This is a genomic window from Pseudochryseolinea flava (genome assembly GCF_003286915.1).
GTDB classification, from domain to species: Bacteria; Bacteroidota; Bacteroidia; order Cytophagales; family Cyclobacteriaceae; genus Ohtaekwangia; species Ohtaekwangia flava.
In genome coordinates, this window is sequence record NZ_QMFY01000019.1 from 14,378 (window position 1) to 35,565 (window position 21,188).

Genomic DNA, 21,188 nt, shown 5'->3' on the forward strand with positions numbered 1-21,188 from the left:
ACTTAGATGGATGTTGTATCGAATGTCTTTAATCACACGATAAATGAAAAAGGGGATTGTTAGTCCCCTTTTTTATCAAATGCTTCTGTTGACATCAAATTTCTCAAGATAATCGGCTACACGCCTTACCAAACTTCCACCCAACGCGCCATCGACTACGCGGTGATCATAAGAATGGGAAAGAAACATTTTATGACGGATGGCAATGACATCACCATAAGGTGTTTCAAGCACAGACGGTTTTTTTTGAACCGCACCAAGGGCAAGGATACCTACTTGCGGCTGCATGATGATCGGCGTACCCATCACGTTGCCGAATGAGCCTACGTTTGAAACTGTAAAAGTTCCACCAGCCAAATCATCTGGTTTGAGTTTATTATCACGCGCGCGTTTGGCAAAATCATTTACAATCTTCGCCAGGCCAGCGATACTATATTGGTCAGCTTTCTTAATTACCGGTACGATCAAGTTCCCTGAAGGTAGCGCTACGGCCATACCAATGTTGATGTCCTTCTTCTTGATAATCTTGTCGCCATCAACCTGAACGTTGATCATCGGAAAATCTTGGATAGCTCTTACAACAGCTTCAATAAAGATCGGTGTAAAGGTAAGCGCATCACCATCGCGTTTCTGGAATTCATTTTTTACTCTGTTCCGCCAGAACACGATGTTGGTCACGTCGGCTTCAACGAAAGATGTGACGTGTGGAGAAATTCGTTTCGAATCTACCATGCGCTCGGCGATCATTTTACGCATGCGATCCATCTCGATGATCTCATCGCCAGCGCTGATCGACACATTCACTTTCGGTGCTGCTGCGGATGCAGAAGAAGTTGACGTAGTCGCCTGAGTTGTTTTGATCGCAACACCCAGCTTTCTATTCTGAACAAAATCAAGGATATCTTTTTTCGTAACGCGCCCTTCAGCTCCAGTACCGCCAATCGTCTCAAGTTCTGCAACGGAAATGTTTTCTTCCTTTGCGATGTTTTTTACTAAAGGCGAATAAAAACGGTTACTCGATTTATAGTCTTCGGTGTTTGACGAACCATTCACGTGAGACAGGGCCAATTCTTGTTGAACCGGTTCTGTATTTTTTTGTGTAGTAGTGGCAGGCGTAGCAACAGGTTTGTTAACAGCGCCGTCGGTACTAATAATAGCAATCGGGCTACCTACTTTAATGACATCGCCCACTTTGGCGAGTACCTCTTTCAACACACCAGCATGTGTTGACGGAACTTCGGTGTCGACCTTATCGGTGGCAACTTCCAGCACAGATTCATCTTGCTCGATCTTGTCGCCAGGCTTTTTGAGCCAGGAAAGGATCGTAGCTTCCATTATACTTTCGCCCATCTTAGGCATGATGAGTTCTACGTCTGCCATGATTTCAATCGTTTGTTTTAAAGCGTTGCCAAGTTAGTTAGTATTTCGGGTTACTTCAAAATGAAAATCGGCAAGACCAATTCTATTTGGAAGAACCGCAAAATATCAGAATAAAAATTATGGAAAAACGTAACACATGAATCTAGCCTATAATAAATCGAATCAGTTGGTGGATAGACGCAACCACCCGCAAGTCATATTGGTTGACCGCCGAATTTCTCGGATGCAATACTGCATCCGAGCCGTTACCATCGCCCGGTATGTATGAGGCTTGCTGAACCTTTCTTTTGGATACGCAGATGTTAAGTACGCTGCCAGAGATCGAAAGGTGCTAACGGTCAGAAAAACACGCGATGGTTGGATCATCCGCGATGTCGATGATCGTAAACTATATTTTACAACACAGTCGTGTGGTGTGATTAATCGGCTGGTAAATGTTGGCGCATTAAATTCAACGTGGCTATAGATGCCAACCGAATGTTGATCATGCGGTCTTTTGACAGTTGAAGTTTACGCGCGACTGTTTGATGCTTATCTGAGTACGCGATCCATACCGTACCTACAGGTTTCTCCGGGGTCGCGCCACCGGGCCCGGCAATTCCGCTCGTTGCTATACCAATGTCTGTTTTGAATTTTGCGCGAACGAGGTTGGCCATTTCAATAATCGTAGGCTCGCTTACGGCACCATGCTTTTCAAGTGTTTCTGGTCTAACACCGAGTTGTCGCATTTTGATTTCGTAATCGTAGGGAATAATGCCGCCGAGATAATATGCAGAACTTCCAGGTACACTCGTAAACAAGTGTGAGAGATACCCACCCGTACAACTTTCGGCAACAGCAACGGTGAGTTTTTTTTCGGTGAGCTTCTGTCCCATCACAACCTCGAGTGGATTTTCATCATAGCCAAAGATGTAGTCACCAGCAAGTGGTTTAAGCTTTTCAATTAAACTGTGTGTCTCTTCTAATAACGTCTGCCGATTTTCACCCAAAGCAGTAAGGCGTAACTTTACTTCACCGAGACTTGGCAGGTACGCGAGCTTAATGTGTGAAGGAAGAGATTTTTCCCAGTCGGCAATTTTCTCGGCAAGGAAAGATTCACCAATTCCTACGGTCCTGATAAGTTGATGAAAGATCGCTGGCGTATTAAATGTCTTTATCAATTTGGGGACGACGATGTCCGTCATCATTTTTTTCATTTCATGCGGCACACCAGGCATGGACACAAACACTTTTCCATTTCTGTTGAACCACATTCCCGGCGCCGTTCCCATGGCATTCGTGACTTTCTCGCAGCAAACTGGCAATGCGGCCTGTTGACGGTTTATCTCTGTAAGCTCCCGTCCGCGGCTCTTGAAAAATTCTGTAACCTCAACAAGCGCCTCTTCATGCATTTTGATCTCACAATCAAAGTACTTCGCGAGACAGGGCTTCGTAAGATCGTCGTTGGTTGGTCCAAGACCACCGGTTATGAGTATGATATCAGCTCTTTTTTCTGCTTCAGCAAGCGCCGTTAAGATTTCAGATTCAACATCGCCTACCGAGGTTTTGCGGATTACTTTAATACCAGCATTGCTTAAAGCCACGCTCATCCATTGTGAATTGGTATCCACGATTTGACCGAATAAGATCTCATCGCCGATGGTAAGTAGTTCTGCTACGACGTTCCTCATAAAAAGTATAAAAAATGTTTGATGCTTTCCAGCGTTTTGCAAAGGAAACAGGTCTTACCTTTAAAACAAATACCCGTATGATTAAGATACCCCATAAGATAGCAGCAATAGGTTCGGTAATGCTGCCCATCGGAGTTGCCTTGTTGGTTGCGGCCTGCGATGTGTTCAACGATGACGTAAAACCTTCGAAACCCGTCATCGAAAATGAAGTACACGTACTCAAACATACCAGTGCTTACATTGATTTTAAATCACTATTGAATACGAATGGCGAAATACAAGTAGCTATTTCAAAAGCACCACAGAAAGGGATCTTAACAAATGTAGCGCCCGGACTATTAAAATATTCACCCAACCATAATTTTACTCACGGTCACGACGTTTTTAAGTACGACATTTTCGACGCGTCGCATGCCTTGTTGAAGAGTGATAGCGTGATTATCATTGTAGAAGATGACACAACAAATCTTCCATGCGGATTATATGCCCACGACGATGTAGTGACAGCAACCTCCTCACCCGTAGCTATTGAAGTGTGGAAGAATGATATTATCTGCGGCGATACGACCGATTTGAAAATCGAAGTTTTCCGTCCTAATCATACTTTTCCTCCACATCAGGGTACTGCAGCAATTTCCGGTGGCCACATTTTGTATGAAACAGAACTAACAACAAGTGTAGCCGATACCATCATTTACCGAATTTCTCGTATTTCAAATCCGTCCGTGTATGCTTATGCATCAGTGCATGTGTTGATCAATCCGGATGCTTGCAATTTTACATTGTTCGATGATCAATTTTCGTTTGATAGACCTGTTGGACAGGATACCGTAACCTTACCGGTAACACTCAATGATCTTTTATGCGAGTCCGTAATTTCTTTTACGATTGAAGAAGAGCCACATCTTGGTGAATACCTGATCGGGCAAAATGCGGAACTCGGGTATTATGTCAAATATCATTATGACTTACCTGGCCCCGACACCGTTGTCTTCGATAGTCTACTATACAAAGTATGTGTACCAGGTCAATGTAAAACTGGGAGAGCAAGATTTGCCATCTTTTAATCAATAACAATCTAACAAGGAAGTCCTCATGTTGCATGAGGATTTTCTTCATTATATGACAGTAAACAAAAAACTGTTTGAGCAGTGTAAAAAAAGAGATGGCAGGGCACAGCGTGAACTGTATGATCTCTTTAAAGCCAGGCTCATGGGGTTGTGCAGACGCTATACAAAAGACCGCGACGATGCGCAGGATCTTTTGCAGGATACTTTTATCAAGATCTTCTCGCGAATCGATCAGGTCTCTAGCGAAGAAAAGTTAGAAGGCTGGATGTTATCGGTGGCCGTGAATACCGCCATTGACTTTTACCGGCAGAAGAAGCGCAATGAAGTTTTTGTTAGTTCAACCACTGATCACGATGTAGCCGATACCGCGTACGAATTGATCCTCGATAATCTCACCGATGAATATCTCATCCAACTTGTTAATGAACTTCCGGATGGATGCCGTGTTGTGTTTAACCTGTCGATTGTTGAAGGATATAGTCATCAAGAAATTTCGAAACTTCTTGATGTCACTGAGAGTACTTCGCGTTCACAATTGCATTATGCGAAACAACTCTTAAAAGAAAAGCTGAGTAAAGTAGGAATCAAACATTATGAAAAATATGCCTGAGAAAGATTTCTGGAATAGCATTAAGACGCGTCTCGGAAATTATGAAGAGGTACCTGCCGATGACGCCTGGCACAAGATCGCCGGCGCGCTCCCTCCGGCGGTGTCAAACAGGGGAAAACTTAAGAAAGGTATTGGCACCGCCACCGTCTTTATTTTAGGAGCCCTTGCTGGCGCTGGTGTCACCCAATTCTTCAGTCATCACGATCAGAGAAACGTTACGTCTGAACAAGAAATTGCGGGGAGGGGCCCAAACAATTCTACACGAAATGATGAGCGACGTTTGAAGGATGAAATAGCGACTAACGGCCATCGTGATACAAGCTCGTTACAAGTAAGCGATTCCGATCGATCGACCACGACTACTACGACATCGGGTTATCCCTTGATAAATGATCCAGGCAAGTCAGGTGGTTTAGAAACTACGGTTGTTGAGCAACATAGCATAGCGAACCTCGCCAGGAGCAGTGACGGGACGCATCCACCATCGTTGTCGGCAGAGCAGATCAAGCGTCGTAAAAATTCTGATGTGGTCCATTCAGCTGAAGACAACGGCACCGTGCATGCAGAGCAAAGTGCAATAGCAACCGCGGATACCAATCCGGTTATTGCTATGAATGATAATAACAGCATCAGCGATAGCGCTAGCGCGGTGCACGATACAGTTGGCAATGCACATGTACCTTCTGTGTCAGCAAATCTTAGACGTAGAATGTCGGCCAAACCGCGTGGTGATGAAAGCATGGATTCAACCGACACAAGCGTGAAAGAAAGTGAACAGCGCGCTGTAACGAAGACGAAGCAAAAAGAAGATTTGCGTAAACCTAAAATATTGCGGAATGCGAACGTCTATGCTGTAATAACGCCGTCGCTTTCTTTTCAGGAAATAACGCCCGTTAAGACGGATGGTATTGAAGTGCTAGATTTTGAATCGCCTGGTGTGATTGATAACGCGCGCCTCGGATGGTCTTTCGATGCGGGATATCAAGGGGTAATCAAAAAGAATCTCGAATGGTACGCGGGACTTTCTTACTATCAACAACAGCAAACCCTGTCATATCGATACAACACAGGCAAGTTCGACGTAACACAAACTCCAAAGGGCATCACCATGACGCCGCAAACAGCAACAAAGTCATTTAGCTATAACATGCGAAATGTTGGTGCATCGGCTGGTGTGTTTTATACAATAAAGCAAGGTGGTCTGCGACATAAATTCGGCGCAGGGTTACAATTCCATCAAGGACTGTTGAAGTCAAGTGGTGAGTCTTCTTATAACAATAAACAGTCAAGGTACTTGAACTATCAGCTGTCATACCGTCTAGAAATGTCAGCAAACCAACGGTGGAATATCTTTCTTCAGCCCTCGTACACGCATGCAATTATATCAAATGAGAACTTGCGTGAACCCTTTAAGTTAAAACCTTATCGCGCAGGCATTGGCGTCGGTGCGATCTATCGCTTTTGAAAAATGATCTGGCAGGCGTTACATTTATAGTGTAACGCCTGTTCTATGGATCAAACGGCAGCCAATTGGCAAAAGGAAATTTATCTCAATGGTTTTGCAGGACATCGTTCGAAAGTTCCTGTTGATTTCTCAAGACTTGAAGCCGAAGCAAAACGAATCATGAGTCGTAATGCCTATGCCTACATTGCTGGCGGCGCAGGTGTTGAATCAACGATGACGGGTAATCGGAAAGCTTTTGATCGCTACAAGATCGTTCCGCGAATGCTTTGCGATGTGGGTGCACGCGATACTTCGATCTCAATCTTTGGCCATACATTGCCTTCTCCTTTTTTGATGTCACCCGTTGGTGTATTGGAGATGGTTCATTCACAGGCCGATCTCGCGGTGGCAAATGCTGCGAAACGATTGTCGCTTCCCTACATTTTTTCAAATCAAGCGAGTTTTCCTATGGAGGAATGTGCCGCATTGATGGACACAAGTCCCCGATGGTTTCAATTGTATTGGAGTAAATCGAATGACCTTGTTGAGAGTTTCGTCCAACGAGCACAACGGTGTGGCTGTACGGCCATTGTTGTTACGCTTGACACAACGTTGCTTGGATGGCGTGCACGAGATCTAGACATTGGCTACTTGCCATTTCTCGAAGGGAAAGGAATCGCGCAGTATACATCAGACCCCGTATTTCAAAAGATGATGGACGAGCCAGACCTCGGGCCCGAAGTTCAAAGAAGAGTCACACCGTCGAGCTTGGTAGGATTAGTGAAGATGGTGAACCGTTATCCCGGCAATGGCTTCTTCAAAAAATTGAGAAGTGGACGTCCCCTGAAAGCAGTACGGAAATTTGTTAGCACGTATTCAAATCCACGCACAACTTGGAATGACCTAAAACTTCTTCGCGAATACACCTCGCTCCCAATTGTATTAAAAGGAATTCTTCATCCCGATGATGCCCGGAAAGCAATAGATCATGGCATCGACGGCATCATTGTTTCGAATCATGGTGGACGACAAGTTGATGGAGCTATCGCAACGTTCGATGCGCTTCCTGCTATTGCAAAAGTAGTTAACAAGAAAATCCCAGTGCTCTTGGATAGCGGTATCCGCGGCGGTGCCGATGCATTCAAAGCAATCGCAATGGGCGCCACGGCAGTTTGTGTAGGTAGGCCATATGTTTATGGACTCACCATAGCTGGAGCGCAGGGTGTTTATGAAGTCCTTCGCAACATCATGGCTGATTTTGAATTAACGATGGGACTGGCCGGGTGTAGGAATATTCGGGAGATCGTGGAAAATACCCTTGCTCGACCGTAGAAACTCCTCAAGTTTGATGGTAAACTTTTTCTAAATTACCGTCAGTTAAAACCACTATGAAAGGAAAGATTTTTATCGCTACAGTTTTTATCGCTTGCGCTTGTACCTCCGCCCAGATTAATCAAACTATGTCAGAGGTTAACAAAGCTTTGGGGTCAGAACAACCGCTCACAACGGACGAAGTGATTGCTGGACTAAAAGAAGCACTCGTGAAAGGAACATCGGAGGGCTCGGATCAGGCTTCCATGCTTGATGGATATTTCAAGAATCCAGAAATTAAAATTCCATTACCGCCAGATATTCAAAAGATCGAAACCAAGCTTCGTAATATCGGCCTCGGTAAGGAGGTAGATAAATTTATTCTCACATTAAATCGCGGGGCCGAAGATGCTGCCAAGGAAGCAAAGCCAATTTTTATCTCGGCGATTAAGCAAATGACTGTGCAAGATGCATGGGGAATATTAAAAGGCGAGAATAATGCGGCAACGGAATATTTGAAACGCACTACCACGTCGGCGTTGCGTGAAAAATTTCAACCGGTTATCGCAAACTCGCTCACGAAAGTGGAAGCAACAAAATACTACAGCACCATTGTAACGACCTATAACAAAATTCCGATGGTGGAGAAGGTGAACCCTGATCTTAACGACTATGCGACCACCAAAGCCATGGACGGATTATTCCTGTTAATTGCAAAAGAAGAGAAACAAATCCGTGAGAATCCGTTAGAGCGAACAACAGAAATTCTAAAGAAAGTATTCGGCTACAAAAAATAAGACGTAGGCGAACATTTGGGATTGAACTCATTACTCATTAACCTAAATATTTTCAAATGACGCCCTTTGAAAAACATAAGGCTTTTATCGATAAAGCGGTAAAGGCATTGCATGAACGAAGTTTTTTCGCAGCGTATCCAGAACACCCCGCACCTGCCATCTATGGAGAGACTGCGGATGCCGATGGACAACAGACATTTAAAGCTGCACTGAATCAAAAGTTCACAGAACTTCTCCAATCTGATCCCAACGGTTGGGTTGGACAAGAAGAATCTCCCTATTTACAGGAGCCGCTAAAAATAGCATATCCAAGCTTTGCAGTCTCGACGTTGATTGATCGCGCAAAATCAAGTTATCATCAGTGGAGAAAAGTATCCGTTGAAAGTCGTGCCGGTATTTTGGTTGAATCTCTTGAACGCATAAAAGGGCGTTTTTTTGAAATTGCATACGCAACCATGCACACCACTGGTCAAGGATATATGATGGCTTTCCAAGCATCTGGTCCGCACGCTGCAGACCGTGCTCTTGAAGCTGTGGCAGCGGGTTATGCAGAACTGCAACGTTTTCCAGCAACGGCACTTTGGGATAAGCCGATGGGAAAGTTTAACATTCAACTGAATAAAGAATGGCGTGCAATACCTAAAGGTGTGTCCGTTGTGATAGGCTGTTCAACTTTTCCTACCTGGAATTCTGTACCTGGAATTTATGCAAGCTTGATCACAGGAAACCCTGTAATTGTTAAGCCTCATCCTGGTGCAATTCTTCCCATCGCCATCGTGGTCGCGGAAATTCAAAAGGTACTTGCTGAAAACAATCTTGATCCCAATACCTGCCAACTTGCGGTCGATACATTCGATAAAATGATCACGAAAGATCTCGCTGAACATCCTGATGTTAAGTTGATAGACTTCACCGGTAACGGTGTGTTTGGAAGCTATCTGGAAGCGCTTCCTGGCAAAACAGTTTTTACAGAAAAGACTGGTGTGAATTCCGTAATACTTGACTCGGTAGACGACGTTGATAAAGTTGCCGCTAACTTGGCTTTTGCACTCTCGCTCTACAGCGGTCAAATGTGTACTGCGCCCCAGAACTTTTACATTCCAGCCGAGGGTATTAAAAGTCAAACAGGTGTAATCTCGTTCGATACATTCGCGCAGAAGTTAGTGGATAACATCAACGGACTTATCGACAACCCGAAGGCAGGTCCATTTGTGCTTGGCGCGGTGCAGAATAAAAAAACATGTGACCGTGTTAAAGATGCTGAAAGTCTGCCCGGTAAAGTTTGGTTGACGTCGAGGACGTTCGAAAATCCAATGTTCAAGAACGCCCGCGTGTCAACACCCGTCATTGTTGAAGTCGACGCACAAGCAAAAGATGTTTATGCGAAAGAATTGTTCGGTCCCATTGCTTTGCTAATCAAAACTAAAAACACGGATCAATCTATTTCACTCGCACAACAGATGGCCATGAATCATGGCGCGATTTCATGTGGCGCATATACAACCGATCCTGTCGTGAAAGATAAGATAGCCGATGAAATGTCATTGGCAGCAACGCCTGTATCATTTAACCTAATCGGCGGTATCTACATGAATCAAAATGCTGCCTTCTCAGATTTTCATGTCACGGGTGGAAATCCATCAGGGAATGCGTCGTTCACCAATCCAGAATATGTTGCTAAACGATTTACATGGGTAGGTCATCGTGAGCCGGTAAAAGCCTGATCACGTAGCGATACCATGGAAAGGATGAGGGATAAAAATTCTTCATCCTTTTCTTTTTGGCTGACAGTGAAACGCGCGAAGTTCTTTTTAAACGAATTGTCCGAGAGTAGGGCATGAATCTTTTGCTCAATATCTTCAACACGATCGGACAAGTCTCCTCGTAATCCTAGTTTATGATAGACTACGCGGGAAGAATTTCCAAGGGGATCTGTTTTCTTATCGATGGGATAAACAAGCATGGGGACACCATGATCAATAGCCTCTTTGATCGAATTTAATCCACCATGGTTGATGAAAAGATCCGCATGCTTTAGGATTTCTATTTGTGCTAGCTGCTTGTACAAATACACATGCGTGTATTGTTTGGTAGGAATCATGGTGTGATCAACATCAACAGCGCAAAGCAATATGCACTTAAGCTTAGCCGTTGCCGCTATAATATGGTTGACCAACGCGATGATTTCATTGTGATATTGGCTCGCACGCGTACCGAAGCTGCAATAGATTACCTTTCGTTCTTGGGCGGTGGCACGACCGAATATGGCGTCGCGATGTATCAGGAATTCTTGGTTTTTGTTTTCTACCCGTGTGTAATCGACGAATGTTCCGCAGTAATGTTGATGGCTATTCATCGGCGTCTCGTTAAACTCAAAAGCTTGAGGAGCGAAGATGAATTCTCGAAGGCCACTGATCGTCAAATGAAAACTGGAGTCAGAATCCTTAAAGTACACTAAAGGAACGTTATTCCGACGGATGCGTCGCGCGATGATGCCATTGTCGGTAATGCCAAAGCGTAAATATTGGGTGATGCGTTTCAGAAAGTTTCTGAAACGGATTGCACGATGTGACTTAGTGATAGCCTTAGCTTCGCCGGGTAAGGCGAGACTGTTCATCGGTGGCAATCCTTTAACCAATCGTAGAGGAAGCATGGTGTGTATCAGTGCAATCTTAATGTTGTCGTCAATCACCTTTCGATAAATTGCAATGAAGTCTGAACTTTGTTGAGCGTCGAGCAATACATGGGTAGGCTTAATGCGCTCCAGTATTTCTACCAATTCGTTTTCTCGCTCGCGATAGAGCGTATCACGCCAACGATCTTTAACCGTGTTGATGTAAATAGGTTTTTTTTTAAACACTTCATTGCGCCATTGCTCAAGTCCTAATCCAAACGGTAAGGTTTTCAAAGGGATGTAATCGAACCCTTGGCTAGTTACATATTGCTGAAAGAAAGGAACACCTGCAAAAAATATATTGACATGTGTAGCAAGGATTTTTGCGGCATGAAAGCAGGCATTGAAATGGCCAGTACCGTGATAGACGAGGAAGAGTAAATTTTCTTTTTTAGACAACGATATTGAGTTTAAAGAACTACCTCACTTTTGCAGTACGCATGTAGCGTGAGAATAATTTTGGAAGTAATCGCTTAAATCGTACACCCAACGTTTCGATACCACCAATATAAACTTCTTCTTTTTTCTTCTCGATGGCATTCACAATACGCGCGGCACACCATGATGCTGGCTTACCTTTATATTGCGCATCGTCCATTTTGCCAAGGGGAGAACCATCGCCGGTTACAGCAGAAAGTGTAATAGGGGTATGAATGAATCCAGGGCAAATCATTGTTACCGTAATTTTCTCTTCGACATCCTTCCAAAGTTCGGCACGTAATGAATCAAAAAATCCATGGAGTGCGTGTTTGGAGGCGGCGTATCCCGAACGATAGGGCGTTCCAAAAATTCCAGTAACACTAGATACCGTAACAAAATGTCCTTGCTTCCGCGCTAGGAAATGAGGAAGAATAAATTTCGTCAACGCCACCGCGCCGAAATAATTCACTTCCATAATTTGCCGGTCAACTTCTATCAATGTATCCTTTGCAAAACTTCGCTGACTGATTCCGCCGTTATTGACCAGGATATCTACATGACCGAATACTTGAATGGCAGCGTCGGTAGAGAGCTTAAGTGTTTCTGTTTTTGTGAGATCGAGTGGTAGCGTTCTGATGTTTGCATGCGTCGACGGTGAGCAGTTTCCCCTCACGCGCTCAAGTTCTTCTTTTCGTCGTGCAGAAAGAATTAAACGAGCGCCTCGTTCAGCAAGTGCATATGCAAGCGCCTCGCCAATACCGGAAGATGCCCCCGTAATCCAAATAACTTTTCCTTGTAAAGATCCCATAGTTCAAGTTACACCATTACCTTACAATGTTAGGAGCAATGGCATGATAGTTATTTCTTAAAAATGAAATACACAGCCAAGACAAGAAATAGAAATCCAATCAGGTGATTCATTCGAAAACTCTCGGTCTTAAAAAAGAGTGTTGAGAAGATGAAAAAGACCACAAGCGTGATTACCTCTTGAATTACTTTCAACTGAACCAATGTGAAGGGGCCGCCGTGTTCTTTGAACCCCAATCGGTTTGCAGGTACCTGCAGAATATATTCGAACAACGCAATGCCCCAACTAATTAAAATTACCACAATGAGCGGCAAACTCTGACTCCACTTCATGTCTTTAAATTTCAAATGCCCATACCACGCTAGTGTCATAAAGGCATTGGAAAGAACAAGGAGGAGTATGGTGTAAAATCCGCGCATGTTGAGTTGGTTGTCGGTTATCAGTTATCTGTTATCGGTTAATGGTAAATCTTGGATCACCGATAACCGATAACTGATAACCGATAACTATTTAACAAGTTTCTTATACTTAATACGATGTGGCGTGTCATCGCCAAGTCGCTTCTTCTTATTTTCTTCGTATTCGCTGAAGCTACCTTCAAACCAGAATACTTGAGAGTCTCCTTCGAAAGCAAGAATGTGTGTGCAGACGCGATCTAAGAACCAACGGTCGTGGGAAATAATTACCGCGCATCCTGCAAAGTTCTCCAATGCTTCTTCTAGTGCACGAAGTGTATTTACATCCAAGTCGTTGGTAGGCTCATCAAGGAGGAGAAGATTTCCGCCTTGGCGCAACGCTATGGCTAGGTGCACACGGTTACGCATACCACCGGAAAGTTCTTTTACTTTCTTCTGTTGGTCGTTGCCGTTGAAGTTGAATTTTCCAACGTAAGCGCGTGAGTTAAGCGTTTTGCCACCCATCTCGATCAATTCATTCCCGCCGGTAATTGCCTGCCAAACTGAATCCTCTGGCTTCAAGTCGTCGTGCTCCTGATCTACGTATGCGATCTGTACAGTTTCACCAACTTCAAAACTTCCCGCATCTGGCTGCTCTTTGCCGATGATCATTTTAAACAATGTCGTCTTACCCGCGCCGTTCGGTCCGATAATACCTACAATGCCCGCTGGTGGAAGCGAGAACGTTAAATTCTCGTACAGCAACTTATCGCCATAACCTTTTGCTACACCTTTTGCTTCAATTACCTTGTTACCAAGTCGCGGTCCAGGCGGAATAAACAATTCTAATTTGTCTTCTTTCTCTCTGGTTTCTTGACTTAAGAGTTTTTCGTATGCGCTAAGACGAGCTTTACCTTTTGCTTGTCTTCCTTTTGGATTCATGCGCACCCACTCCAACTCGCGTTCGAGGGCCTTCTGACGTTTCGATTCTGATTTTTCTTCTTGCGCTAAACGCTTTTGTTTCTGGTCGAGCCACGAAGAATAATTTCCTTTCCATGGAATACCTTCGCCGCGGTCAAGTTCGAGGATCCAACCCGCAACGTTATCAAGGAAGTAACGATCGTGGGTCACGGCGATAACAGTTCCTTTGTATTGTTTCAAGTGCTGCTCTAGCCAATGTACTGACTCTGCGTCTAAGTGGTTGGTAGGTTCATCAAGAAGGAGAACATCTGGTTCTTTTAACAAGAGGCGGCAAAGCGCTACACGTCTTTTCTCACCACCTGAGAGGTGCTCAACTTTTGCATCCGGAGGAGGGCAGCGAAGCGCGTCCATTGCGCGTTCAAGTTTGTGATCAAGATCCCAAGCGCCAACAGCATCAAGTTTCTCCTGAATCTCGCCTTGCTTGGTGATGAGTTTATCCATTGCATCTGGATCTTCCATCACCGCTGGGTCAGCAAACTTTTCGTTGATCGCTTCAAATTCTTTTAGCAAAGAGATTGTTTCATGCGCACCTTCTTCGACAATTTCTTTTACTGTTTTTGTCTTGTCAAGCTGCGGCTCTTGTTCCAGTAGCCCAACCGTGAACGAAAGGTCTGATACGACCTCGCCTTGGAATTCTTTATCGATTCCTGCGATAATGCGGAGAAGAGAAGATTTTCCTGAACCGTTAAGACCTAAAACACCAATTTTAGCGCCGTAAAAGAAGGAGAGGTAGATATTTTTTAAAACTTGTTTGCTGGGCGGATAAATCTTATTGACGCCCGCCATTGAGAAAATAATTTTTTCGTCTGCCATGAGTTATATATGAAATCTTGAATGATCAGGAGCGTAAGAGGTCTACAAATGACCAAAATTCTAGTAACACTCTTTAATAATCTGAATTGGGCGCAATATGGGCTGTTTTCGTTATTTAAGGAATACTGGACTGGAATAAAAATGTAAAATGCGCCGTGATGGCCAGAAAATTGTGCTTAGTGGTTACCCTTAAACCATTGTCAAGATGAAGCTTTAATTGGTCAACCGACGGGAGTTTCCGTCTTTCGGTAGAGGGGGGTTGACTCTTGATGATTTAATTTTATTTTTGCGGAAAATTAAAAGGAGGAAATTACGCTATGTATTGGACCCTTGAACTTGCATCCTACCTCGAAGATGCGCCATGGCCTGCAACCAAAGATGAACTGATCGACTACTCTATCCGTTCGGGCGCCCCACTTGAAGTCGTGGAAAACCTCCAGGAACTTGAAGATGACGGACAACCTTATGAGAGTATCGAGGAAATTTGGCCGGACTATCCAACGAAAGAGGATTTCTTCTTCAATGAAGATGAATACTAAAAGGTAGAAATACCATTTTCCCTGAAAGAATACAAAGCCAGCTATGCTGGCTTTGCTGTTTTTTGAGACTGAAGATATGCTTCCGCAAAAACTAAGTCCTCTGGCGTCGTCACTTTGATATTATCGTAACTGCCCTCAAACAATGTGATGCTATGTCCACCACGCTCCGCTACGCTTGCATCATCCGTGAGTTGAAGATCTTCCTCCATCTCATAGGCGCGCTTGATAAGTGCTACTTTAAATGTTTGAGGTGTCTGGATTAATTTAAACTTGGTTCGATCCAGCGCTTTCGTACCGCCCTGTTGAACTTCTCGAATTGACTCCTTTAAGTTAACCGCTGCAACGGCACTATTCTCCTTTTCAGCAATGCGAAAGGATTGATCAATTACTGTGGCGGAAACCAGTGGGCGGACACCATCGTGAATGGCAACCAATCCGTCTCCTTCAATCTTGGCCAGTCCACGCTTTACCGACTGGAATCGTGTAGCTCCCCCTTGCTGGAGAACAACCGGTCGGTTAAAATGATGTCGCTCACAAAGCGATGTCCATGTCGAAAAATCTTCTTGAGGCAATACCAGAATGACTTGAATCGTGCTCGAATACGCGTAAAACGCATTGATCGTGTGCATTAAAATGGGTAAGCCATCAATCGCAATAAACTGCTTCGGCAGTGCGCTACCCATTCGCGTTCCCTTACCGCCCGCTACAATCAAGGCATATTCTGGATTCTTCATAAATGTATTTTATAAAGGTAAATCATCGCAATAGACTTTACACATGTCGTGTAACATCCATAAAAAAAGCCAACCGTTAAGGCTGGCTCTATAAAAACCTGTGATAACTCCTTAGATGATAAGCATCGCGTCGCCATACGTGAGAAATTTGTATTTCTCCTTTTTAGCAACCTTATATGCTTCTGTAATCAATTCATAACCTCCGAAAGCTGAAGCCATCATCAACAAAGTTGATTCAGGCATGTGGAAGTTTGTGATCATTGCATTGCAAATTTTGAAGTCATATGGCGGGAAAATGAACTTGTCTGTCCATCCTTCACGTGCTTTTAAGCGATTCGTAGCCGATACTGCCGACTCAAGTGCACGCATGGTGGTTGTACCAATAGCACACACTTTATTTTTGTTATCCAATGCCTTGTTAACGATGTCAACAGCCTCGTTGCTCACGATGAAATTCTCAGAATCCATCTTGTGCTTCGTCAAATCTTCTACATCTACCGGACGGAATGTTCCTAAGCCGATGTGCAACGTAATAAACGCCATGTCAACACCGCGTAATTGTAAACGCTTTAGCAGTTGACGTGTAAAGTGAAGACCTGCTGTTGGTGCAGAAACCGCACCTTTATTCTTCGCAAAGATGGTTTGGAAACGCTCCTTGTCTTCTGACTTAACTTTTCTCTTGATGTACTTCGGAAGCGGCGTTTCGCCCAGTGTTTCAACAACTTTATCGAATGCTGCAGAATCACCGTCGAATAAGAAACGAATGGTTCTTCCACGGGAGGTCGTGTTGTCGATCACCTCGGCCACAAGATCACCATTGCCGAAGTAAAGTTTATTACCCACACGAATTTTACGGGCAGGATCAACCAACACATCCCAAAGGTGCATATCAGCATTTAACTCGCGGAGGAGAAATACTTCGATTTTTGCACCGGTCTTTTCTTTACGACCATATAATCGGGCAGGAAACACCATTGTGTCATTTCCAACCATTACGTCGCCTTCTCCAAAATACTCCACGATATCTTTGAAGACCTTATGTTCGATCTTTCCGGTGTCCTTATGAACCACCATCAACCGAGACTCGTCACGGTTTTCTGCGGGATCCAAGGCAATAAGACTATTGGGGAGTTCAAATTTGAATTCGGATAACTTCATATTCGGTAAAGCAAAGTACGCCCAATTAAGGGTAGAATTTTAGCGGTTGCAAAAATAAGCCAACAATTGGCTTTTGCGACAAAACATCGTCCTTTTTTTCCTTACGATATGCAAAGGCGATAAATCCTGTAACAAAAACGCCCTTTTTTAGTCATTACCGGTAATTTGTTTCGCCTACCGTCGACTAACTTTAACCAAAAGCGCGCGATACCATTGTCCCATGAAGACGTTAAACCAGATTTTTGAAAGCTTTCGATTTGCCTGGAAGGCCCTCAAGTCGAACATCTTAAGAACCGTGTTATCTCTTTTAGGGGTTACGGTCGGCATTTTTGCCATTATCGCCGTGCTCACGCTCGTAGATTCTCTCGAAAAGAATATTAAAGACAGCTTGAATTTCCTCGGCACCGACGTAATCTATGTTGACAAATGGCCATTCACAGCCGATGCCTCTGGTGAATATCGTTGGTGGGACTTCTGGATGAGACCCAACCCCTCTTACCGTGAATTTGAAACGCTACGCGAGTCGATGAAACATCAAAGTGGTATCACCATTTTCGCGGGCCGTGGAAATCAGGTCGTCAAATACGGAAGTAACAGTATTGATGAAGCGCGTCTGCAAGGTGGCGATCATGGATATAATACCGTATTCGAAGTTAACGTGGAAAACGGTCGATACTTCACGCCCGAAGAAATTGAGTCTGGTAGAAATGTTACCCTTATCGGACATGAAATCGTACAGTCCCTTTTCAAAGGAGAGGATCCTATCGGAAAGGTAGTGAAGATTAAAAACCTCAAGTATGTCGTTATTGGAACGATTAAAAAGGAGGGCGAAAGCTTTTTGGGAACACCCAGTAACGACTTCACGGCAATTATTCCCTATCAGTCTTTCCGTAGGCTATTTCAAACAGGAAGCGGAGCATGGGATGAACTCACATCACGTATTGGTGTAAAAGGTTATGAAGATGATATCGGATTGGTTGAGCTCGAAAACGAATTGCGTGGTATGCTTCGCGTTCGTCGTGGATTGAGCCCTACCGAGAAAGATAACTTCGCCTTGAATCGCCCTGAAGCCATTGCCAACATCATCGGCGGTATCTTCGATGGACTGAGCCTTGCTGGGTGGATCATTGGAGGATTCTCCATTCTCGTCGGTGGATTCGGCATTGCCAACATCATGTTCGTCTCCGTAAAAGAGCGTACTCCAATCATCGGACTACAAAAATCAATGGGTGCGAAAAATTACTTCATCTTATTCCAATTCCTGTTTGAAGCAGTTTTCTTATGCCTCATCGGTGGTATGTGTGGTTTATTGTTGGTTTTCCCAGTTACCCTCATTCCAATGGGCAGTTTGGTCGTAACGCTTTCCATTCAGAATATCATACTTGGCCTAGGTGTATCCACTGCTATTGGATTGATTTGCGGAATTATTCCAGCTGCCCTTGCCGCAAGATTAGATCCTGTGGCTGCGCTGCGGGCGACGTAGTGAAATAAAGGGCTATGAGTTGCGAGTTATTAGTGCCCGGAGAAAGTATTTTCATAGCGGCCCAAAAAGCTGATCGCACTTACTCTTATCAACTTTTTGAATGTGCTACTGAGTCCGTCTGGATTAGTTCATGCATCATCCTCTGCTTACTTTTCTTTTTGCTTCCCCAAATAGAAAAGTAACAAAAGAAAAAGGGGAAACTTAAACATGCTGCCCATCGCACATGCCGGGGCTCCCCGCGTTTAAGTTGGGCCACCGCGCGCACGCTCTATCAAATTTTAATTTTTTAGAGACAAGCCTCTCTTTTTTAAGCACTTCAAAAACCGTCTATTAGTTTCGAGCCACGAGGGATATTTTTTGGCCGGACTGATTGCCATTTTCCGTTTAACCTGGTGAAAATGAAAAAAGCACCAGTTTCCCAGTGCTTTCTTCTATTACGATATAGTATATAAGGAACAGATTTTATTCTGCTTCTTTTTCTTCGAGTACTTTCTTCGCTTCGTCGCCGGCGAGGGTTTCTTTGATTTTCTTTTCTAACTCGTCCAACAACTCTGGGTTGTCCTCAATGAGTTGTTTTACAGCATCGCGACCTTGGCCTAGCTTGTTTCCATTGTAAGAGAACCAAGAACCTGATTTCTGGATAACGTTCAACTCAACACCTAAGTCAATAATTTCACCTGATTTGGAAATACCACGACCATACATGATGTCGAACTCGACCACTTTAAACGGCGGTGCTACTTTGTTTTTCACCACTTTTACCTTCACGCGGTTTCCTGTAATGTCGTCAGCAGCTTCTTTGATTTGCCCGATACGACGAATATCCAAACGAACTGATGCGTAGAATTTCAAAGCATTACCACCCGTGGTTGTTTCTGGGTTTCCAAACATTACGCCGATCTTCTCGCGAAGCTGGTTGATGAAAATACAAGAGCAACCTGTTTTGCTGATCGTTCCCGTAAGTTTTCTCAACGCTTGCGACATCAAACGCGCTTGAAGTCCCATTTTACTTTCACCCATTTCGCCTTCAAGTTCCCCTTTCGGAACAAGTGCTGCTACTGAGTCAATAACAATGATGTCGATTGCTCCAGAACGAATTAAATGATCTGCAATTTCGAGTGCTTGCTCTCCATTGTCTGGCTGAGAAATCAATAAATTCTCGGTGTCGATACCTAATTTCTCTGCATAAGATTTATCAAAAGCGTGTTCCGCATCAATAAACGCTGCAAGACCACCTCTGCGCTGAGCTTCAGCTATACAGTGCATGGTTAGCGTCGTTTTACCAGATGATTCAGGGCCATAGATCTCCGTAATTCTTCCCTTTGGAATACCACCAATACCCAATGCAATATCCAATCCTAGTGAACCCGTAGAAATTGAAGCGATGTCAACTACCTTTTCATCGCTAAGTTTCATCACCGTGCCTTTGCCATACGTCTTGTCAAGTTTGTCTAAGGTTAACTGAAGTGCCTTCAGTTTTTCTTTTGCGTCGCTCATGTGTTTGTTTTATTAACTCTTATGTTCAATCAACAACTTCTTGTTGAAAACGATTATCAACGATGTACTAATCAATTTAGGTTGTTCAAAGAAATAAACTAATTTAATTAGTTGCAAGTATTCAGCTGATTTTGTTGTGTTTAGCCTTTTTATGAGACCTCAACTTGTCTGGTTGTCATCCCTGATTTCTTGCGCTGTAATAACAATTCGAAGGTAGCACAGTTTTGTGACAACTAGTGTCAAACGTTTTTATATTGCGGGATTGTCGGGAAAATTATGAAGCGTATTGTCTGGAAAACATGAAAGGCAAAATCAAAAAATGGATTAAACGGGCGTTGTGGGGATTGCTGGGTGTGATTGCCATTCTTGTTCTGATCTATTGGGAACTCGTGAGTTATGGCGTTCAGCAGGGATACGGACAAATGAACATCATCTGGAATGCCCGGCCGGTAGAAGAGTTCCTTGCCGATCCCAATTTTCCTGATTCTTTGAAAGCACGCCTGAACCTCATTCAAGATGTAAGACGCTTTGCTACGGATTCACTAGGATTAAAAGATACCGAGAACTATAAAACCATGTATGATCAAAAAGGTGAAGAGATCATGTGGGTGGTGATGGCGAGCGAACCATTTGAATTGAAACATAAGGAGTGGAAGTTTCCGGTGATCGGTTCAGTGCCCTACAAAGGTTTTTTTAATAAGGAACGCGCTTTTACCTTGAAGCAGTCACTCGAAAAGGAAGGGTTCGATGTGATCGTTCGAAATCCTGGTGGGTGGTCCACGCTGGGATGGTTCACCGATCCAATCTTAAGTAAGATGCTGAATAGGAGTGAAGGTGACCTAGCAAACCTTATTATTCATGAAATGTCGCATGCAACCATCTTTGTCAAAGACAGCATCGACTTCAATGAAAACCTCGCCACGTTCATCGGTGATCGTGGTGCAGAGAGATTTCTTATCGCCAAGTATGGTGAAGGATCAAAAGAATATCGCGATTACATCAATGAAGATAAAGACTATGTAAAATATGTCAATCATATGCTGCGTGGCGCGCATGCGCTGGATAGTATTTACAAGAGCATGAGGACAGAAGATCCTGTCGAACAGAAGAAGCGGATCAAGAATGAAACGATAAAAATGATTGTAACGGCGCTTGATACATTAACGTTGGATCTGAACAAGAAGCCATCGGAACGCTTCAAGGAAAAATTACCAAACAATGCCTACTTCATGAACTTTCGGCAATACCAGGCAAAGCAAAATGATTTTTGGGAAGAATATAATGGTGCATTCGGGGGAGACTTGAAAAAGTACATAGCACATTTGAGTACACGATATCCTTTTCTTTGACCTGTTGATGTGTTGGATGTTGACGTGTTGAGGTTTAGTTGAATTCTTCGGTAGA

At 43.9% G+C, this 21,188-nt stretch carries 18 protein-coding genes; 9 read left to right on the forward strand and 9 right to left on the reverse strand.

Features of this window, described 5'->3' with window-relative positions:
* Positions 1 to 75 precede the first annotated feature (75 nt).
* Together DQQ10_RS24310 and DQQ10_RS24315 are read right to left on the reverse strand one after the other, a co-directional pair.
* Positions 76 to 1,380: a dihydrolipoamide acetyltransferase family protein gene (locus DQQ10_RS24310; protein ID WP_112749546.1), complete on the reverse strand. Its 1,305-nt coding sequence runs from the start codon at positions 1,378 to 1,380 to the stop codon at positions 76 to 78.
* A gap of 419 nt (positions 1,381 to 1,799) precedes the next feature.
* Positions 1,800 to 3,050: a competence/damage-inducible protein A gene (locus DQQ10_RS24315; RefSeq protein ID WP_112749547.1), complete on the reverse strand. Its 1,251-nt coding sequence runs from the start codon at positions 3,048 to 3,050 to the stop codon at positions 1,800 to 1,802.
* Positions 3,051 to 3,127: 77 nt separating this feature from the next.
* Between DQQ10_RS24315 and DQQ10_RS24320 the strand changes: the two genes are divergently transcribed.
* From DQQ10_RS24320 to paaN, 6 genes are read left to right on the forward strand one after another with little or no spacing between them, the layout of a single operon-like run.
* Positions 3,128 to 4,117, forward strand: a complete 990-nt coding sequence (locus tag DQQ10_RS24320; protein WP_133259753.1) for a hypothetical protein — start codon at positions 3,128 to 3,130, stop codon at positions 4,115 to 4,117.
* A gap of 55 nt (positions 4,118 to 4,172) precedes the next feature.
* Positions 4,173 to 4,730, forward strand: coding sequence for an RNA polymerase sigma factor (locus DQQ10_RS24325; protein ID WP_165824104.1), 558 nt, complete (start codon positions 4,173 to 4,175; stop codon positions 4,728 to 4,730).
* Positions 4,714 to 6,195, forward strand: a complete 1,482-nt coding sequence (locus DQQ10_RS24330; RefSeq protein WP_112749550.1) for a hypothetical protein — start codon at positions 4,714 to 4,716, stop codon at positions 6,193 to 6,195. Before DQQ10_RS24325 ends, DQQ10_RS24330 begins: the two co-directional genes overlap by 17 nt.
* A 45-nt stretch (positions 6,196 to 6,240) precedes the next feature.
* A complete protein-coding gene (locus DQQ10_RS24335; protein WP_112749551.1) occupies positions 6,241 to 7,506 on the forward strand; it encodes a lactate 2-monooxygenase in 1,266 nt (421 codons plus the stop codon).
* 56 nt (positions 7,507 to 7,562) lie between these two features.
* Positions 7,563 to 8,282 carry a DUF4197 domain-containing protein gene (locus DQQ10_RS24340; protein ID WP_112749552.1) on the forward strand — a complete coding sequence of 240 codons (720 nt, stop codon included), beginning with the start codon at positions 7,563 to 7,565 and terminating at the stop codon, positions 8,280 to 8,282.
* Between the two features lie 56 nt (positions 8,283 to 8,338).
* Positions 8,339 to 10,006: a phenylacetic acid degradation protein PaaN gene (gene paaN / locus DQQ10_RS24345; protein ID WP_112749553.1), complete on the forward strand. Its 1,668-nt coding sequence runs from the start codon at positions 8,339 to 8,341 to the stop codon at positions 10,004 to 10,006.
* Here paaN and DQQ10_RS24350 read toward each other — a convergent pair.
* The 4 genes from DQQ10_RS24350 to ettA form a co-directional block, all read right to left on the reverse strand.
* Positions 9,982 to 11,355 (reverse strand): glycosyltransferase, encoded by a 1,374-nt coding sequence (locus DQQ10_RS24350; protein ID WP_112749554.1) that lies wholly within the window; start codon positions 11,353 to 11,355, stop codon positions 9,982 to 9,984. The two genes, paaN and DQQ10_RS24350, sit on opposite strands and share 25 nt — an antisense overlap.
* A 19-nt stretch (positions 11,356 to 11,374) precedes the next feature.
* Complete coding sequence (locus tag DQQ10_RS24355; RefSeq protein WP_112749555.1) at positions 11,375 to 12,184, reverse strand: SDR family oxidoreductase; 810 nt, start codon at positions 12,182 to 12,184, stop codon at positions 11,375 to 11,377.
* Between the two features lie 50 nt (positions 12,185 to 12,234).
* On the reverse strand, positions 12,235 to 12,603 hold the full coding sequence (locus tag DQQ10_RS24360; protein ID WP_112749556.1) for a DMT family protein: 369 nt from the start codon (positions 12,601 to 12,603) through the stop codon (positions 12,235 to 12,237).
* 87 nt (positions 12,604 to 12,690) lie between these two features.
* Positions 12,691 to 14,373, reverse strand: a complete 1,683-nt coding sequence (ettA, locus tag DQQ10_RS24365; protein ID WP_112749557.1) for an energy-dependent translational throttle protein EttA — start codon at positions 14,371 to 14,373, stop codon at positions 12,691 to 12,693.
* 317 nt (positions 14,374 to 14,690) lie between these two features.
* On the opposite strand from ettA, the gene DQQ10_RS24370 reads away from it, so the two are divergent.
* Complete coding sequence (locus tag DQQ10_RS24370; protein WP_039751840.1) at positions 14,691 to 14,912, forward strand: DUF2795 domain-containing protein; 222 nt, start codon at positions 14,691 to 14,693, stop codon at positions 14,910 to 14,912.
* A 41-nt stretch (positions 14,913 to 14,953) separates the two neighbouring features.
* Here DQQ10_RS24370 and DQQ10_RS24375 read toward each other — a convergent pair whose 3' ends face one another.
* Both DQQ10_RS24375 and queA read right to left on the reverse strand, forming a co-directional pair.
* On the reverse strand, positions 14,954 to 15,646 hold the full coding sequence (locus tag DQQ10_RS24375) for a 2-C-methyl-D-erythritol 4-phosphate cytidylyltransferase (protein WP_112749558.1): 693 nt from the start codon (positions 15,644 to 15,646) through the stop codon (positions 14,954 to 14,956).
* 111 nt (positions 15,647 to 15,757) lie between these two features.
* Positions 15,758 to 16,804 carry a tRNA preQ1(34) S-adenosylmethionine ribosyltransferase-isomerase QueA gene (gene queA, locus DQQ10_RS24380; protein WP_112749559.1) on the reverse strand — a complete coding sequence of 349 codons (1,047 nt, stop codon included), beginning with the start codon at positions 16,802 to 16,804 and terminating at the stop codon, positions 15,758 to 15,760.
* A gap of 220 nt (positions 16,805 to 17,024) precedes the next feature.
* Between queA and DQQ10_RS24385 the strand changes: the two genes are divergently transcribed.
* Entirely contained in the window at positions 17,025 to 18,287 is a 1,263-nt protein-coding gene (locus DQQ10_RS24385) for an ABC transporter permease (protein WP_112749560.1), read from the forward strand.
* 462 nt (positions 18,288 to 18,749) lie between these two features.
* Here DQQ10_RS24385 and recA read toward each other — a convergent pair whose 3' ends face one another.
* Entirely contained in the window at positions 18,750 to 19,784 is a 1,035-nt protein-coding gene (gene recA, locus DQQ10_RS24390; protein WP_112749561.1) for a recombinase RecA, read from the reverse strand.
* Between the two features lie 299 nt (positions 19,785 to 20,083).
* On the opposite strand from recA, the gene DQQ10_RS24395 reads away from it, so the two are divergent.
* Positions 20,084 to 21,133 carry an aminopeptidase gene (locus DQQ10_RS24395; protein ID WP_112749562.1) on the forward strand — a complete coding sequence of 350 codons (1,050 nt, stop codon included), beginning with the start codon at positions 20,084 to 20,086 and terminating at the stop codon, positions 21,131 to 21,133.
* The last annotated feature ends 55 nt before the right edge of the window (positions 21,134 to 21,188 follow it).